The following is a 17,030-nucleotide window of genomic DNA, read 5'->3' on the forward strand; positions in this document are numbered from 1 at the left end:
GCTAACTCCGTACGGCCAGCAGATGCCGCCAGCGGGGTTGTTCTGCGACAAGGCTGGTTGCGGCCAGCACCATCACCACGACGGCAGCCCACGCCGGCCAGGCCACCCAGGAGGAGATGACAGCCACCAGATAGTGGAGCAGTACCAGGGCGATGGTCACCGCGCCCGGGACGGGCACGAGGATCTTTTCCCTGTCCATCCCGTTGTCGCCCGGCGTAACAAAGACAGTGAGTGCGCCGAGCAGTAGGACCACCGAGACCACGGCGAGCAACACGGAGTGTGGGGCGAGGGCCCAGGGAGTGGCTACCCAGGCGGCGAGCATCGTGAGGAAGCGAAGTGGGTCCGCCAGACGTGTCACGCGTCGACTTTCCCACAGCAGGTGAAGGTGCGGGTCGTTTCGGCAGATTCAGCGGTGCCCGGACGTACGGTCTCAGCTTCCAGGCAGCCCGGACAGCAGGGCGCACACAGGCCGCCCGACGGAGGTCGCTGATGCACTCATTACGATGTGCCCGTGATCCCTGACATACCTGTCGGCACCCGTCGACTTCTCCTCGTCGCCTGCACCTTCACGGCCCTGACTGCTGGGGCTCTCGGCTGGTTCGCCGCACAGGACGTTCGTCCGAGCTGCACCTACGCGATGTTCACGCTGGGGAACGCGACGGAACAGCAGGAAGCTATTGATCGCGGTTACTGGCAAGCTGTCGCCTCCGGCAACTGCGCACCGCCTCACGCCCGCTGGCGTTTCTGGCTGGGCTGACCTCCAGTCGCTGGAGAGGGATCGAGGAGCTGACTACCCACACGGAACAGGACACCCTGCCTTGCGTGAGCGAGCACCGCTCACGCAAAGCCCTCGTCCGTAGTACCGGTGCAAGCGGCAGCGTCCGGCATCAACGCCTTCCGGCCCGCAACTGATTCCGTATCGCGAGGGCCAGGACGAAAAGTGCCAGCAGCATAAAGACGACCATGCCCGTCACCAAACCGTCGATGCCACGTCCGTCGAGTTGCGAGGGAAGCCTGACGGTGGCAGGACGCACCGGATCGTAGACGACAGTCAGTCGGTCCCCCGGCTTCGAACCGACGGAGTCGCCTTCAAGATCCACGTTCGTATGTGCCGGCCCTGACTGTGTCTCGAACCGCACGTCGACATGCAGCGCTTCGTTGGCGTCCGACCACCCGGTGACCGCAACGACCGTGGCAGTGACCTCCTGGCCCCGGCTGCGCAGATGGTTCAGCGCTTGGTTCTCCTTCCAGGCATCCCAGCCCATGAAGCACACAGCAATCGTGCAAACGATGGCGAACATGCCGGCCCGCCGGACAGCGCGCCACTGAGCATCGTGCAGCCAAGATCGGTTCCCGCCACGCCGCAGATGAGCCAGGAACAGCACGGGGGTCGCATTCGTGCGGCACCAGCGGTCGATACGGGAAGTGGGGTGCCGCGACACCAGACGGCGCAGCACCTTGAGGAGGGCGAGCGCACTCCCTATGCCGACGAACATCCAGAGAGTGTCGAACGGCCGAAAGACGAACCAGGCCAACAGGAACACCGCTACAAAGACCGTCGACCAACCCAGGGCCGGGAACTCTCGCCCTGAATCGGGGGGCTTCACCTCGGCCAACGCCGTGCTCCCTTCACCGCCGCACTCGTCTTCAGAGACAGTCCGCAGCCGGGAACAGTTGCACGCTCGACGGCACGAGGACGGTGCGCGCTCCACGGGGCACGGGCTCGGCGGCCGCGTCTCCTGGCAGGGCACTGCGGCGGGCGCCTTCGTTGCCTCGGCCTTCCGGGAGGCCGAGACCGTCGAGGAGTGTGGCCGCTGGGCCCGGCGAGGCCATCAAGGCCTGCCAGGCCCGCGCATTCGCGCACGCCGACCCGCCACACACACCTGGGCGCATGGCGCGGGACAGCCGGAGGCCTACCCTCCCTGTGCTGCGCCCTGGCTGTCTGCCTCAGCTGACAGCGACGACCCGCTGTACGGGAAGATTCCGGGAGGACCGGCCTGCATAGACGGTGTAGGAGCCCGAGGTGAGCTTCCAGGCGCCGCCAGTCCACACCGACAGGTCGCGAGCAGTAACGCTGAACGTGAGCCTGGTGCTTGCACCGGGAGCGAGGGTGACCTTTCGGAAGCCGATCAGACGCCGCGGCTCGGCCTCGGCGCCGGCAGGCAGGCCCGCATAGAGCTGTACGACGTCGGTACCTTCGCGAGATCCGGAGTTGGTGAGGGTGACCGCGGCGGTCAGCGTCCTGCTCCCCGCGTTGTAGGACGTTTCGAGGGAGCCCAGATTGAAGGTGGTGTAGGACAGGCCGTGGCCGAAGGGGAACAGCGGGCTCTGGTTCTTCGCGTCGTAGTAGCGGTAGCCGACCAGGTGACCCTCGCTGTGGGAGACGGTGGGCCCGTTGCCCGGGTAGGTGGCGGGCGTAGCACCGGGACCCTGGGACGCGGTCACGGGGAAAGTGACCGGCAGACGCCCCGAAGGGTCGGCGTCACCGAAGAGGACGGCTGCCAGCGCGGTTCCGGTCGCCCGTCCCGCGTACCAGAGCTGGACGACCGCTTCGACGTCGTTGATCCACGGCATGGCAACGGGGCCGTCGGTGTTGAGGACGACAACGGTGCGGGCGTTGACCGCTGCTACTGCGGCGATCAGCTTGTCCTGATCGCCCGGCAGGTTGAGGGATCCGTGGTCCATGTCCTCACCGGCGACCCGGTTGACGACGACGACAGCGGCGTCGCTTGTCCGCGCTGCGGCGACCGCGTCGGGTATGAGCGACTTCGGCTGCCAGCCGAGGGTGAGGCCGCAGGCGCCGGCATCGGCGGTGCTGTTTGTGTATGTGACGCTGATGCTCACCGTCTGTCCAGCCGTCAGGTCGATGGTTCCCTGGAGCGGATAGTCGTACGGTCCGAGGAAGAACTGGCGGCTGTGACGGGTTCCGGAGATGACCGTCCTGCCATTGACCACGAGTTCTGCAGTACCTGAGGGCAGCAGAGAGAAGCGGTGCGGGCCCGTGGTGGTCGGGGTGAGAGTGCCGCTCCAGCGAGCCGACCACACGGCGGGGAGACCGGCGACGGGCGCGCTGGTGAAGTCGATCCCCGCACCTGTGCGCGTAGCGAGGGGAGTGCCGGACGGTTCAGCTCCGGCATAGAAGCTGCCGGTCAGACCTTCCGCACCTGAGGTCGTGCGCAGCACCGTGGCCGGGACGGGGGTGAGGGGGACGTCGCCGACGGATCCCTGGCGGTAGGTGACGGTGACCCCGGCTCCGGCCCGGTCCTTGATGGCCGCCAACGGGGTGGTCCAGGTCCCGGGGTTCACGTAGGTCGAACCGGAGACGCCTGTCAGAGCGGTGGTGTCGGCCGGGCCGATCACCGCCAGCGATTTGAGGGTGGCGGGCAGTGGGAGAGCCTGGCCGCGGTTGGTGAGCAGGACGGTGGAGCTGACGGCGAGGTCGTGTGCGAGGTCCTTGTGTGCCAGGGTGCTGACGTCGGCGGCGGGCGCCTGCACGGGGTGGTCGAACAAGCCGTTGACGAACATGGTGTTGAGGATGCGCAGGGCAGCATCGTCCAGGCGGGTGGCGGGGACGCTGCCGTCCGTGAGGCCGCCTGCGGGGATCTTGACGCCACCGGGCCCGAGACCGCCGAGGTCCATGCCTGCCTTGACAGCCCCCACGGGGTCGTCTCCGGCCCAGAAGTCGGGGACGGTGTAGCCCTCGAGGCCGAGAGTGTTCTTGAGGTCGTTGAACAGTGCGGGGCTCTGGGTCGCGAAGGTCCCGTTGATCTTCGGGTAGGCCATCATCACCGACGTGACGGGCACGGTCGCGATGACGCGTTCGAAGGCGGCGTGGTAGATCTCGTGCAGCGCCCGGTCGGAGACCTGTGCGTCGACGAAGAAGCGGTTGACTTCCTGGGTGTAGGCGCTGAAGTGCTTGAGAGTGGCCACGACATGCTGTTCCTGCATGCGTCGGGTGAGCGCTGCGCCCAGGGTGCCGGACAGGAGCGGGTCTTCACCCATGCTCTCGGCCTGTCGGCCGAAGTGCCAGGTGCGGGCGGTGTCGATGGTGGGCCCCAGCAGGTTGTTGTAGCCCTTGGCCCGCCCCTCGGCGCCCAGTGCGCGGCCGAGCTGCCCGGTGAGGTCGGCGTCGAACGTCGCGGCTTGTGCGAGGGGGACGGGGAAGGCGGTCACGCCGGTTTCCCCGCGCAGGCCGGCTGAGGCGTCCACCATTGTGAGGGCGGGTATGCCGAGGGAGCTCAGGGCTGCGAAGTCGCAGCGGATGAGGGCCTCTTTCTGTACGGCGGTCATCCTGGCCAGAAGGGCTACCGCCCTGCTGTCGGGGGCGGCAGCCGCGGTTCGGCGAGGCGCACCGGCAGCCGGTGCGATGCCGGAGGCCAGGGCGGTCAGAACGGCGGCAGAGAGAAACGTACGACGATTCATGACGGCTCTTCCATGGGAAACGGACATGACAGAACAGCGCCTCGGTCGGCGCGTGCAGCGGGGGGCGCTGCGCATTGCGGGCGGGGGGAACGCTTAGGGGCGCGCGCTTCGGGGTGCTCGTGGCACCCCTCGCCTACTGCTCCTGGTAGACCTCGTCGAGGGCGGCGAGCACGCCGTCGATGTCGGTGCGGCCGGAGAACAGCTGCTGGATCTGGATGAAGTGCTCCTGCTGGACCCGGGGATTCGGCCACAGCTGGTCCATGAACGGCACGGTGGTGCCGGCCTTCTGGTGTCCGATCAGTTCCGTGAGGACCGGCTCGGTCGTGAAGCGGTCGTCGGGGATGGCGGGGAGGGTGCCGCTGCCCTGGTTGTACGAGTGCTGGCCGGCCTCGGACCCGAGGAACTCGGCGAACTTCATGGCCAGTTCTTTGTTGTCGCTTTCGGAGTTGACTCCGTAGGCGGCCGACACCGAGCCCGGCATGTGGGTCTGTGCCGGGTTGTTGGTGGCGGGCAGGGCGAACATGGCCAGTTGCAGTTCAGGAGCTGCCGCAGTGATGGCCGAGATGCTGCTGGCGACCTGTATGACGCCCACGGCTCTGCCCTCGACGACGTCCTGGACGGACCTCTCGTAGGTGGTCCCCAGGGGATCACTGCTGAAGCAGCCTCGTTCATCGAGCTCGACGTACTTCTCGAGCGCTTTCCTCCAGCCTGAGTCGGCGAAGGTTGCCCGGCCCTCACTCATCGCCACGGCGAAGTCGGGTTGTTCGGCGTAGACGGTGGTGGCTGCCAATGCGTAATCAGCGAGCTGGGTCACCCACGGGGTCTTGATCCCGAGCGCGAACAGCACCATGCCCTCGGCCTTGGCCCTGTCGCACAGGTGCAGCAACTCGTCCCAGGTCTCGGGCTCGGTGCCGTCGATGTCACGCATGGCCTTCTTGTTGTAGATGGCGCCGATTCCGCTGTAGTTGGCGGGCACGACGTACGTCCTGTGGCTGACCTGGGTCACCCACTGCGTGTCTTCCGGGACTCTGCGGACGAAGTCCAGGCCGGAGAGATCGGCAAGTCGGCCGGTGGCCTCCAGCATGCGCAGAGCCGCGGGGTTGCCGTAGCCGGGCCAGACGGTGAAGACGTCGGGTCCGGCGTCCGAGGACAGTTGGGTGGGCAAGGTGCTCTGGAGTCGGTCGGTGTCGGTGTAGGTCACCGCGACCTTCGCCTTCGGGTTCTCCCGCTGGAAGGCCGCCACGACAGCCTTCATGGCCGCGCGGTCGGTGATGTTGGCAGTGATCTTCAGGGTGCTGTCGACCGTCGACGACGGGCCGGCCCCGCCGCAAGCGCTCAGGCTCATGGCGAGGGTCGTGGCCATAGCGGTGACACAGACTCGACGGGAGGTACTCAAGACACGCTCCGTACGGAAGAGGGGGAGAAGGTGAAGTGCGGTGCCGTGTCTCGCCGTAAGTGCTCGTGCGGCCCGGAATCCGCTGACGCGGTGGGGCGGGGCCGACCGAGCAGTCAGGTGCACGGCCGGCCCCAGCTCGAGGGGATCCAAAAAGAATGCCTATTGCACGCCGGAGCGCATTTCCAGCTCTTTCGAGAAGGCTGCCGCCGCGTCCCACGGCAAGCGATTCCGGAGTCCGAGGACAACCGCTTGCGAGGCGTCTCGGCCAACAAAAGGGAAACTATGACCTCCTACGCTTCGGGTCAACCCTCGGGTAACACCTACCTCAAGGAATCTCGCAGCACGGCAAAGACATACCCTTTTATCCAAAAAGTCGATTTGAAACTTCAATTGAAAAGATTTACCGGGCCACCTTTTATCAACGCAACAGATGGAAACCATCCATAACGCGGATGCGGGAGAGTTCGACCGAACCTTAAATAGCGAAGCCCGGCGCATACAGGTATGCGCCGGGCTTTCTGCAGCTGATGAGTGGAGGGGCCGTTCAGGCTGCCTTCGTCGCGAGTTCCGCCGTGTCGAGGATGTGCTCGCCCGGCCCCAGGGCAATCGGTGTGCAGCCGGGCAGTTCTGCGACTGCCTCGCAGCCCTCGGGCACGACGATGCCGGCTGCCAGCCCCGTGGCGGTCGTCTCCCACGACATGGACACCGTTCCGTACGGGGTCTCATGACGGGTGCGGGCCCAGGTGATGCCGCCTCCGGGACGCGGGCGCAACACGATCTTCCGGTAGCCGGGGGCAGCGGCGGTGATGCCGCCGACCACGCGGTGAAGCCAGTCGGCGACGGCGCCGAGGGCGTAGTGGTTGAAAGAGGTCATGCCTCCCGGGTTGAGGGTGCCGTCGGGGCGAAGGCTGTCCCAGCGCTCCCAGATCGTCGTGGCGCCCATCGTGACGGTGTACAGCCAGGAGGGGCACTGGGTCTGCAGGAGCAGGCGGTAGGCGGTGTCGAGGTGGCCGGTATCGGTGAGGGCGTCGCAGACCAGGGGGGTGCCGACGAAGCCGGTGGCGATGCGCGCGTCGTCCTCGACGACCAGCTGGGCCAGGCGGTCCCCGGCCGGCTGCCTCTGCGAGGGGGTCAGCAGGTCGAAGGCGAGCGCGACGGCGTAGGCAGTGGGGCTGTCATTGGTCATGCGGCCCGAGGGGAGCACGTATCGACGGCGGAAGGCGTCAGCCGCCTCGCCGGCAAGTGCGCTGTAGCGCTCCGCGTCCGCGTCATGTCCCAACTCGGCCGCTGTCAGCGCAAGGTGGTGGGCGGAGTGCGCGAAGTACGCGGTGGCGACGAGGTAACGGTCGGTGCGTCCGGCGGCCGGATCGTCGGGCGGTGCGGCCGGGTCGAGCCAGTCCCCCAGCTGGAACCCTGTGTCCCACAGGCGGGTCGGCCCGGCGAGGCCCTCCACGAGCTCGACCCATGCCTTGGCCATGGGGTAGTGACGGCGTAGGACGTCGAGGTCACCGAAGCGCTGGTAGATCGTCCAGGGGGTGAGCGTGGCCACGTCCCCCCACGCGGCCCCCGGGTGGATCGGCGTCCACGTCGGCTCGCCCGGAATGACGGGCACGTACCAGGGAATGGTGCCGTCGGGCAGTTGCTCCAGACCCACGTCGGTGAGCCAGGAGTCGAGCATGCCCGCACAGTCGTAGAGGAAGCTCGCTGTGGGCGCGAAAACCTGGATGTCACCCGTCCAACCGAGGCGTTCGTCGCGCTGCGGGCAGTCGGTGGGGATGTCGACGAAGTTGCCTCGCATGCTCCACACGACGTTCTCGTGCAGGCGGTTGACCAGGGCGTCACTGCACTCGAACCATCCGGTGCGTCGCATGTCCGTGTGGTAGACCCGGGCGGTCACCATCTCGGCGGTCAGGGCATCCGTCCAGCCGCTGACTTCGGCGTACCGAAAGCCGTGGAGGGTGAAGCGGGGTTCCCAGGTGAGAGGACCTCGGCCCGAGAGGATCAGGGTGTCGGTGGCGTGGGCCTCGCGCAACGGCCGCCTGGCCAGTTCGCCGTCCTGGAGGACCTCGGCGTGCCGGAGGGTGACCGCGGTGCCGGCCCGGCCGTCGAGAGTGACGCGGAGGCGGCCGACGAGGTTCTGGCCGAAGTCGAGCAGATGGCGGTCCTCGCCGGTGCGGGTCACCTCGACCGGTCTGATCTCTTCGGTACAGCGGACGGGCGGTCCCAGCGGAGCGACGAGCGTGCCGAGGTCCCGGCTACCGGTGCGAACGGGCATCCACTCCCCCGCGGCTGCGCCTGCCGCGGTGGACCAGGCAGGATCGTGCAGACGGGCATCGAACGTCTCGCCCTCGTACAGACCGCTGGTCAGGATCGGTCCGGGCGCGGCGCTCCAGGTCCCGTCCGTGGCGAGGAAGAAGGTGGCGCCGTCGTCGTACGTCACCTCCAGCTGCGCGAGGAGCGCCTGATCGGAGCCGTAGATGTTGCGGGTGCCGCCGTCGAAGCCGTACTTGCCCCGGTACCAGCCGTCACCGAGCCAGGCCCCGATGACGTTGTCGCCTTCGACGAGGTGGCCGGTGACGTCATGGGTGCGGTAGCGCAAGCGGTGCGGGTAGACCGTCCAGCCCGGCGCCAGGACGTCGTCGCCGACACGGCGCCCGTTGATCTCCGCCTCGTACAGGCCGTGGCCCGTGATGTAGAGGCGGGCGCGCGTCACCGGGCGGTCGAGACGGAAGTCCTTGCGTACGCGGGCCGGTCGGCGGTCCGCCGCCGGATCCTCGTCCCAGTCGGCGCCGACCGGGACCGCACTCCAGTCGGCCACTTCGAGCAGACCCGCCTCGACACCGCTCGGCTCGCTCCAGTCCGAAGGGGCAGCCGCGTGTGCCGTCCAGACCCGGACCCGGACGGTGACGCGTTCACGCGAGGACAGCGGGGTTCCGGGCCACGCCACGAGCACCTGGTCACGGCTTGCGACGCGGCCGGTGCGGTCGATGCGGCCGTCGCGGGCGAGTTCGAGCTCGTACGCCTCCTGTGAACCACCGCCGGTCGGCAGCGTCCACGTGAGCCGGGGAGTGGAGATGCCGATGCCGAGACCGTCCGGGAGGTGCTCGAAGGACACCGGGCAGGGCTGAGGGGGGAACAAGGAAAGCCTTTCTTCACGTGCGCGGGAGCGGGTTGCGGGGCCGGGTTCAGCCCTTCACCGCTCCCGAGGTGAGGCCCTTCATGACCTTCTGGTTGAGGAAGAGGTAGATCAGGAGGGTGCCGAAGACGTTGATGCAGATGGCTGCGAACAGCGGTCCGTACTGGGTGGCGCCGAAGTCACCGGTGAAGTTGAGAAGGCCGACCTGGATGGTGCGCATGTCCTGGTCGTTGGTGAAGGTCAGCGCGATGAGCAGGTCGTTCCAGATGAAGAAGAACTGCACCAGGCCCACGGTGAGCAGGGCGTTGCGGACCATGGGCACACTGATGGTCCAGAAGGCGCGCAGGATGCCGGCGCCGTCGATGGTGGCCGCCTCGAACAGTTCGCGGGGAACGGTCCGGTAGTACGTGGCCATCATGAAGACGGTCAGCGGCAGGCCGGTGCCGGTATAGGTGAGGATCAGCGGCCAAAGGGTGCCGGACAGACCGGTCTGGAAGTACGCGGTGAACAACGGCAGGAGAATCATCTGCGGGGGGACCATCATGCCCGCGAGGAATACCAGAAGCGTGAGGCTGCGGCCCTTCCACACCATGATCTGCAGGGCGAACCCCGCGGCAGTGCCCAGGAGCAGCATGAGCGCCAGGGCGGGCAGGACGGCGAGCAGGCTGTTCTGGACGTACAGGCCCAGGTGGCCGGTGGTCCACGCCTCGGTGTAGTTGCCCCACTCCCACGTCGTCGGCAGAGCCCACGTGGAGTTGTTCAGGTAGTCGTCGTTGGACTTCAGGGAGGTCAGGAACATCCAGATCAGCGGGTAGATCTCGACGACCAGCAGCAAGGTGACGACGGCCTTCACCCACAACCGGCGCGGTGCCCGAACACGGTGGGTCCGCGCGGTGTCACCGGTCCGCCCCCGGCGGCCTGCTGAGGTCTTCACAGCTGTGTCGATGGCCATGACTTCAACTCTCCGTGAGGTCGCGCCGCGAGACGCGGTAGACGACCAGGCTCACCAGCAGGCACACCACGGTCAGCAGCAGGGCGATGGTGCTGCCGTAGCCGTAGTCGCTGTAGGTGAACGACGTCTGGAACATGTACAGGGTCAAGGGGGTGGTGCCGTTGCCAGGACCGCCGTTGGTGAGGGCGACGATGGAGTCGAAGACCTTCAGGGTGCCGTTGATGCTGAAGACCAGTGACGACATCAGCACGGGCAGGGACAGCGGCAGCACGATGTGCCGGATCAGGCGCAACCCCGAGGCCCCGTCCAGGCGGGCAGATTCGAGAACCTCGTCGGGGATGTCGACCAGGCCGGCGAAGAGCAGAACGGCGTAGAAGCCCATGGAGCGCCAGACGTCCATGAGTATCAGGACCCAGAACGCGCTTCCCGCGCTGCCGAAGAAGTCGATGGAGTCGACCCCGAACGCGTTGAGGAGGGAGTTGACCGGGCCTGTCTGCGGGGCGACCTGAAAGAACTTCTGGAAGAGAAGACCCACCGCCACGGTGGGCAGCACAACCGGGAAGAACGCCAACGTCCGGATGAGGGCCGAAGACTTCTTGAGGAAGAAGACGTACAGCAGGGCCAGCAGATATCCGGCGACGACCTGACCGGCCGTGACGAGGGCCGCGTACTTCAGGGTGAACCAGAGGGCGTCATGAACAGCCGGGTCGTCGAACAGGCGAGAGAAATTGGCGACCCCGTTGCCGGTGAAGCCATCGATGGTGTTGCCCTTGGTGAAGGAATACCCGAACGACCACACCATGGGGACCAGCATGATCAATGAGTAGACGAGAAGAGCGGGACCGAGCAGGATCGCGATGGCCCTGCGGTCACCGAGTACGCGGTGCATGAATGGTGTCCACTTCGTTTCTGTTGAAGAAACCTGCCGGAACAGAACCGGGGGCGGCCCGCGCGATCGGCGCGAGGAGGCCTGCGGGCCGCCGCCGGCCGGCTACTGGGCGGCCAGCGCGTCCTGGACGGTCTGCATGAACTGCTCCGGCTTCGTGCTCCCGGTCACCAGACCCGCCGCGTTGGTCTGGCTGACAGTGGTGGCCTTGGTGCTGAACAGGGCCTCGAACCACAGGACGTTCTGCTTGGAGGCGCCGATGGTGTCGCGGACCTGCGTGGTGACCTCGTTGGCGTCCTTCACCGCGGTGTTCACCTTGAAGCCGGAGATGGCGCCATGGTCCTTGAGCGCCGTGCTGCCGTAGTTCTTGGCGATGCAGGACACCCAGGCGCCGGTCTTCTTGTCGAAGGACTTCGCACCCAGAGTGATACCCAGGCCGACATTGGACGGGTACTGATCGATGGATCCCTTGCCTCCGGCGACTGCCGGGAAGGGCATGAACCCGACGTTCTCCGCACCGACCTTGTTCTGCTCGGCGTCGGAGACGTTCGCCAGCGCCCAGCTGCCCATGTAGAACATGGCGGCCTTGCCGTTCAGGAACTGGTTCATCGCGGTGTCGTAGTCGATCGAGCCGACGCCCTGGCCGAAGTAGCCCTTCTTGCCGAGAGCGGCTATCTCCTCGGCGGCCTTCACGTACTCCGGGTCGGTGAGCTTCGCCTTGCCGTCGGCCACCTTCTGGAGGGCGTCGGGCCCCAGACTGCGGTACAGGTAGGCGCTCACCAGACGGGTGATGGGCCACCCTTGCTGACCGGAGGCGGAGAAGGGCTGAACGTGCGCGGCGTCCAGCTTCGCCGCGGCGGCCACCAGCTCGTCCCAGGTGCCCGGCGCGGCTATGCCGTTCTCGCCGAACAGCTTCTTGTTGTAGAAGATGCCCTCGATGTTGTACTCGTACGGCAGGACCTCGACCTTGCCGCCGTACAGCGCCTTGACCGTGGAGACGGCGGCAGGCTCCAGTTGGTCGAGGACCCCGAGGGACGTGAGCTCCTTCTCCAGGTCGGCGACCTTGCCCGACTTCGCCAACTGCTGCGTCAGCGCAGGGGCGTTGCCCGCCGCGAACTGCACCGGCAGGGCGTCCTGGCCGGCCAGCAGCTGCAGCTTCTGGTCCAGGCTCGCCTGCGGGACGGTCTCCACCTTCAGCGGCAGCGCGTCGTCTGCCGACTTGCACGCGCCCTTGGACAGGGTGGTCAGGGAGGACTTGACGGTGGTGTTCTCCGTGACGCTCAGGTAGCTGAACTCCTTGGGGGCGGCCGAGGATCCGGCGTCGCCACCGCCGCAGGCGGTGGTGAGCAGGGCCAGCGAGGCGGTGCCTGCCGTCAGCAGGCTCAGACGCGCACGACGGACGTGGGGCATGCGAAGGGACACGGAAGACTCCCGGAGGTCTTTGAGAGAGGGGCGAGGAACGGCGAGGCGCTGAGGAAGGTAAACGCCCGATCGCGCAGAAGGTTGTGTATAACGTTCTCCACCACGAAGTGGGCAACACCCTGCACCGCGCTGCGAGATCCGTCAAGACACAGAGCTGTAACACCGGGGCACTGGGCAGTAGCCTTGTGGTCATGCAGACGTCATGATGTAGACCGTTGCACTCACACCTACGAGATCCGGAGTACTGACGATGGGCGGGCCCGCCGCACCGAAGCAGAACAAGCGCGTGACCATCACCGACGTCGCCCGGCACGCCGGCGTGTCCGTCGCCGCGGTTTCCAAGGTGCTGCGCAATGCCTACGGCGTTAGCCCGGGCATGCAGGAGAAGGTACGGGCGACCATCGCCGAACTGGACTACCGCCCACAGGCGGCCGCACGCGGGATGCGAGGGCGGACCTACACGATCGGAGTGCTCCTGGACAACGTCCGCAACGCCTTCTTCGCGGACATCCTCGACGGCGTCCAGGAAGAGCTCCGCCACAGTGAGTACACGGTGCTGATCGGCGCGGCCGGCTTCGACCCCGAGGACCAGGCGAAGACCATCCGCTCCATGGTCGACCGCCAGATGGACGGCCTGATCCTCATCGCCCCGGGAACCTCGCGCACCGAGGTTCTGGCTACCGCAGCGGCCACCCCGACCGTTGTCATCGGGCACCACGACGGCGCCGACGCCCACGACTCGGTGGTCGACGCCGACGACACCGGTGCGGGGCTGGTGGTGGACCACCTGGCGTCGCTCGGACACCAGGACATCGCCCTCGTGTCCGCTCCCGGCACCAAGGCCAACCAGTGGAAGCGCACACCCGAGGTCGTTCTGGCCGGCGGTTATCGCGAGTCCATGGAACGGAACGGCCTCGCCGAGCACGTACGCATCCATCACGCGGCATACTCCGACGACGGAGGTTTCGACGCCGGAATGGCCCTGCTGACAGCCGAGCGGCGGCCGACCGCCATCATGACCGGCGCCGACGTCGCAGCTCTGGGCATCTACCGGGCAGCCCACGAACTCGGACTGCGCATCCCGGACGACATCTCGCTGGCCGGTTACAACAACACCGCTCTCGCTGCTCTGGCCCCCGTCCAGCTCACCAGCGTCGACCAGGCCGGACACACCATGGGCTCCTCCGCCGCCCGCATGCTGATCGAGCGCGTGGAGGGCCGACGGGACAGGGCCATGCAGACCTCCATGACACCGCGCCTGGTCGTGCGCGGAAGCACTACCGCCCCGCGAGGCCGCTAGACCGTGGACGGAAGCGAGCCTGCCGCGCTCTCTCCGGAATGCCCTGGAACAGGGCTGATACGGAGGATTCCGATGGACCATGAGACAGCCGCACGCCGCAAGGTGGGCATCAAGGACGTCGCGCGAGAGGCTTCCGTTTCTCTCGGCACCGTTTCCAACGTGCTCAACCGTCCGGAGCTCGTGGCCGAGCCCACACGGACGCGTGTGCTCGCCGTGATCGACGCCTTGGGCTACGTACGGACCGAAGGAGCCCGGCAACTTCATGGCTGGGCCGCCCGTGTCCTCGCGGTTCTCGTGCCGGATCTGGCCGACCCGTTCTTCACCGCCCTGGCCATCGGCGTGGAACAGGCCGCTCGCGAGGCCGACCTGGGTGTGATGGTCTGCACCGGCACCCGTGACCCCGAAGAGGAGGCGCGACACCTCTCCCTGATCACTTCTCACCGGATTCGCGGTGCCGTGCTGGCTTCCGGAGAGGCCGTCGGACGCACGGTGGCCGCCTTCCGGCGGAATGCCGTTCCCTTCGTCATCGCCGACCAGTACGGACCCCAGCCCGGCGCCTGCTCCGTCGGCATCGACGATGTGGCGGGTGGGCACGCCGCGGTACGCCACTTGATCGGCCGAGGACACCGCTCCATCGCCTACGTCAGCGGTCCCGACCGTGTCCAGCAGGGTCGGGACCGCCGTAGAGGAGCCGTGGACGCCGTCTCCGCGGCCGGGCTCCAGCACACCTCCCTGAGAGAGCTCGCCTGTGCCGACCTCTCCGTGAGCGCGGGCAAGGACGCCGGCCACCGCATCCTCGGTCTCCCCCAGCGCCCGTCCGCCGTCTTCTGCTCCAACGACCTGCTGGCCCTGGGCATCCTTCAGGCGCTGTACGAAGCCGGGCTGAGGGTGCCGGACGACATCGCGGTGGTCGGATACGACGACATCGAATTCGCCGCGTCCGCCGTCGTTCCGCTCACCTCGGTGCGGCGGCCGGCCGTGGCTCTGGGCCGACAGGCCGGCCGCCTGCTCATCCAGGACACGACCCGCGGCGCTGTCCACGAGCACGCCCACGTCGTGCTGCAGCCGGAACTGGTCGTACGCCGTTCGACCATGGCCGCGCCGGTGCGGTGATCCGGCTCGGTCAGGGCTGATCGGAAGCATGGTGACGCAGTTGGGGCGCACGGCGGGTGAGGGGCACCAGCGCGGTCGAGACCAGCACGGTGACGAGCCCGAGAAGCCCGACGGCCGAGGCCAGGTCGCCCAGAGCTCCCTTGCCGGCCAGGAGGACCAGTGGGCAGAGGAACTCGCCGAGGAAGAACGCCGCCGTCCACAGGCCGGTACCGCGCCCTCGGTCGGCGAAGTCGAGCCGGGACATCGCGAGTGTCAGCAGCGACGGCAGGAGCAGTCCCGTCCCCACGCAGTTCACCACGGCGCCCGCAATGAGCAGGGGAAGGCTGTCGGCGGTGCCCATGACGAGGAAGCCGACGGCACACAACAGGAAGAGCGCAGGCAGTCGGCGTCGCGGCCGGTCGGACAGCCGGGTGAAGACGACGGAGCCGAGGACAGTGGCGGCGCTGGCGATCGCCGTGACCGCTCCGATGACACCGGTGGATTCCTCGCCCAGGTCGTCGAGGAGGTAGGACATCTCCACAGGCACGGCGTAGAAGACGACCGCGCCGAACACGGTCAGCAGGCACAGGCCTGCCATGCGGCGCACGGGAAAGGGCCGGCGCTCCGCGTGCACGCGCCCCTCGCCCGGCCCGCGCCCGGTGCCGGGTGCGGGAGCCGGCAGCGCCACGGCCATGGCCGGGGCCAGCAGCAGACCCACCACGTACAGCCAGAAGGGCGCACGCCAGCCGATTGTCCCGAGAGCGCCTCCGACCACGAAGAAGACGGTGGCGGACGCCGACGCGCACATCGTCTGGAGCGCGAGATAGCGGTCCCGGAGCCTGCCGGTGTAGTAGTCACCGATCAGGGTGGTGCAACAGGTCATGATGGCGGCTTCGGCGACCCCCAGCAGCACGCGACTGGCCACGATGCCGTACAGCGAATCCAGCCACAGCGGCACCGTGCCGAACAACGCGTACAGGATCGTCGCCGCGACCAACAGGCGCTTGCGGCCGAGTCGATCGACGATGACACCCGCGAACGGGGCGAGGAGAGCCAGGGAGAGCGCAGGGACCGTCAGCATCAGGGGAACCAGCGCCGCGCTACCCGGCACAGCCTCGAAGTGGTCCTGCATGCGCGGCATGACCGGAGCAAGCAGCACCGCACCGAGGATGGGCAGGCAGCTGCCGGCCATCAGCAGGGCGGCGGGCAGCCTTCCCGCCGTGGCCGGGTGATCACCGTGGTCAAGGGCAGGCGGATCAGCGGAAAGCGGCATGACGGCACTCCAGAGTGCGAGGCGGGACCGTGGCGCCACTGAGCGAGCGAGTCCGGCTGTCGCAGATCTCGGCGCATGGGCGCGTGATGTGCCCGACTATGCGTTCTGTGCGCCGCACTGCCCACCCCTCACGCGATCCGATTTTGGGATGCCGCCGATCCAGGCCGTGGATGGTGCGGTGTTCCCGTGACCGGGGGCGTCAGTACGCGGCCGGTCCCTCGGGCAGGTCTGCCATGCGCCTGCCTACGCGGGCAGTCGTTTCACGCAGCCAGATGTGGGCCGCGTCGTGCGTGTGCACCGGGTGCCACCACATCGCCTCCCGTAGTGGGACCGCTTCGTAGGGTGGCTCCACCACACGCACGGCGGCGAGCGGTGCGAGGAGCCTGGCGAGGCGCGCCTGCATCAGGGCGATGCGCCGAGTGCCCGCCACCAACAGCGGCAGCAGGAGAAAACTGTCGACGGACACTTCCACCCGCGGCTCGATTCCGAGCATGCCGAGCTGTCGCACCGCGGGGGCGTCGTAGGTCCGCTGGTAGGTGACCCATGGCAGCCGCCCCAGATCGTTTCTGGTGAGCCGGTCATCGACGCTCGGATGGTCGTCCGCGACGAGGAAGACCCAGCTGTCCTCGTACAGTTCGGTGGCGGGGAAATCGCTGATGACGCCGTGCGGCATGAGCAGACCGTCGGTGGTACTCAGCAGGGTGGCGGTGTCGTCGACCACGGTCGTCGGCGGCTGGGTGAAGCGCAACCGGATCCCGGGCGCCTCCTCGTGCACGACTCGGGCGAGTTCGGTGCCGAACACGGCGACCGCGTAGTCGGAAGCCACCAGATTGAACTCGCGCGTCTCACTCCCGGGATCGAAGTCGGCCTGGCTGGCAAAGAGGCGTTCCATCACTTCGTAAGCGGTGGCGGTGCGGTCCAGGAGGACCTGGCCGAGGGCGGTGAGCTCGTAGTGGCCGCCTACGCGGGCGAGCAGATCGTCGTCGAAGTGGCGGCGCAACCGGGCCAGGGCAGCGCTCATGGCGGGCTGGCTGAGGCCGATGCGCTGACCGGCACGCGTGACGTTGCGTTCCTCCAGCAGAGCTCGGAGTGCGACAACGAGGTTGAGATCCAGGCGAGCCAGATTCACGAGACTTTCCCTTGCGGTAGGG

13 protein-coding genes are annotated in these 17,030 nt (G+C 67.6%); 3 read left to right on the top strand and 10 right to left on the bottom strand.

Features of this window, described 5'->3' with window-relative positions; genetic code table 11:
* Position 1: 1 nt before the first annotated feature.
* Positions 2–358, bottom strand: coding sequence for a hypothetical protein (locus OG257_RS01040; RefSeq protein ID WP_329204099.1), 357 nt, complete (start codon positions 356–358; stop codon positions 2–4).
* A 153-nt stretch (positions 359–511) separates the two neighbouring features.
* Here OG257_RS01040 and OG257_RS01045 point away from each other — a divergent pair, with 153 nt between their 5' ends.
* On the top strand, positions 512–757 hold the full coding sequence (locus tag OG257_RS01045) for a hypothetical protein (RefSeq protein ID WP_329204100.1): 246 nt from the start codon (positions 512–514) through the stop codon (positions 755–757).
* A gap of 130 nt (positions 758–887) precedes the next feature.
* Here the strand turns inward: OG257_RS01045 and OG257_RS01050 are convergent, their stop codons facing one another.
* From OG257_RS01050 to OG257_RS01080, 7 genes are all read right to left on the bottom strand, one after another.
* Positions 888–1,616 (bottom strand): DUF3592 domain-containing protein, encoded by a 729-nt coding sequence (locus OG257_RS01050; protein ID WP_443054225.1) that lies wholly within the window; start codon positions 1,614–1,616, stop codon positions 888–890.
* Between the two features lie 331 nt (positions 1,617–1,947).
* On the bottom strand, positions 1,948–4,422 hold the full coding sequence (locus OG257_RS01055) for a glycoside hydrolase family 3 protein (RefSeq protein ID WP_329204101.1): 2,475 nt from the start codon (positions 4,420–4,422) through the stop codon (positions 1,948–1,950).
* A 133-nt stretch (positions 4,423–4,555) separates the two neighbouring features.
* On the bottom strand, positions 4,556–5,767 hold the full coding sequence (locus tag OG257_RS01060; RefSeq protein WP_329204102.1) for an ABC transporter substrate-binding protein: 1,212 nt from the start codon (positions 5,765–5,767) through the stop codon (positions 4,556–4,558).
* Between the two features lie 595 nt (positions 5,768–6,362).
* A complete protein-coding gene (locus tag OG257_RS01065; RefSeq protein WP_329204103.1) occupies positions 6,363–8,933 on the bottom strand; it encodes a family 78 glycoside hydrolase catalytic domain in 2,571 nt (856 codons plus the stop codon).
* A gap of 70 nt (positions 8,934–9,003) precedes the next feature.
* Entirely contained in the window at positions 9,004–9,906 is a 903-nt protein-coding gene (locus tag OG257_RS01070) for a carbohydrate ABC transporter permease (RefSeq protein ID WP_329204104.1), read from the bottom strand.
* Between the two features lie 4 nt (positions 9,907–9,910).
* Positions 9,911–10,795, bottom strand: coding sequence for a carbohydrate ABC transporter permease (locus OG257_RS01075; RefSeq protein ID WP_329204105.1), 885 nt, complete (start codon positions 10,793–10,795; stop codon positions 9,911–9,913).
* A 102-nt stretch (positions 10,796–10,897) separates the two neighbouring features.
* The gene (locus tag OG257_RS01080) at positions 10,898–12,214 is read right to left on the bottom strand and encodes an ABC transporter substrate-binding protein (protein WP_329204106.1); all 1,317 of its coding nucleotides are present in this window, start codon (positions 12,212–12,214) and stop codon (positions 10,898–10,900) included.
* 286 nt (positions 12,215–12,500) lie between these two features.
* Between OG257_RS01080 and OG257_RS01085 the strand changes: the two genes are divergently transcribed.
* On the top strand, positions 12,501–13,514 hold the full coding sequence (locus OG257_RS01085) for a LacI family DNA-binding transcriptional regulator (RefSeq protein ID WP_329204107.1): 1,014 nt from the start codon (positions 12,501–12,503) through the stop codon (positions 13,512–13,514).
* Positions 13,515–13,586: 72 nt separating this feature from the next.
* Complete coding sequence (locus tag OG257_RS01090) at positions 13,587–14,627, top strand: LacI family DNA-binding transcriptional regulator (RefSeq protein ID WP_329204108.1); 1,041 nt, start codon at positions 13,587–13,589, stop codon at positions 14,625–14,627.
* Between the two features lie 10 nt (positions 14,628–14,637).
* Here the strand turns inward: OG257_RS01090 and OG257_RS01095 are convergent, their stop codons facing one another.
* Together OG257_RS01095 and OG257_RS01100 are read right to left on the bottom strand one after the other, a co-directional pair.
* Positions 14,638–15,879 (bottom strand): MFS transporter, encoded by a 1,242-nt coding sequence (locus OG257_RS01095; protein ID WP_443054226.1) that lies wholly within the window; start codon positions 15,877–15,879, stop codon positions 14,638–14,640.
* A 199-nt stretch (positions 15,880–16,078) separates the two neighbouring features.
* Positions 16,079–17,008 carry a LysR family transcriptional regulator gene (locus tag OG257_RS01100; protein ID WP_329204109.1) on the bottom strand — a complete coding sequence of 310 codons (930 nt, stop codon included), beginning with the start codon at positions 17,006–17,008 and terminating at the stop codon, positions 16,079–16,081.
* Positions 17,009–17,030: the final 22 nt, after the last annotated feature.

Source organism: Streptomyces sp. NBC_00683, assembly GCF_036226745.1.
GTDB lineage: Bacteria > Actinomycetota > Actinomycetes > Streptomycetales > Streptomycetaceae > Streptomyces.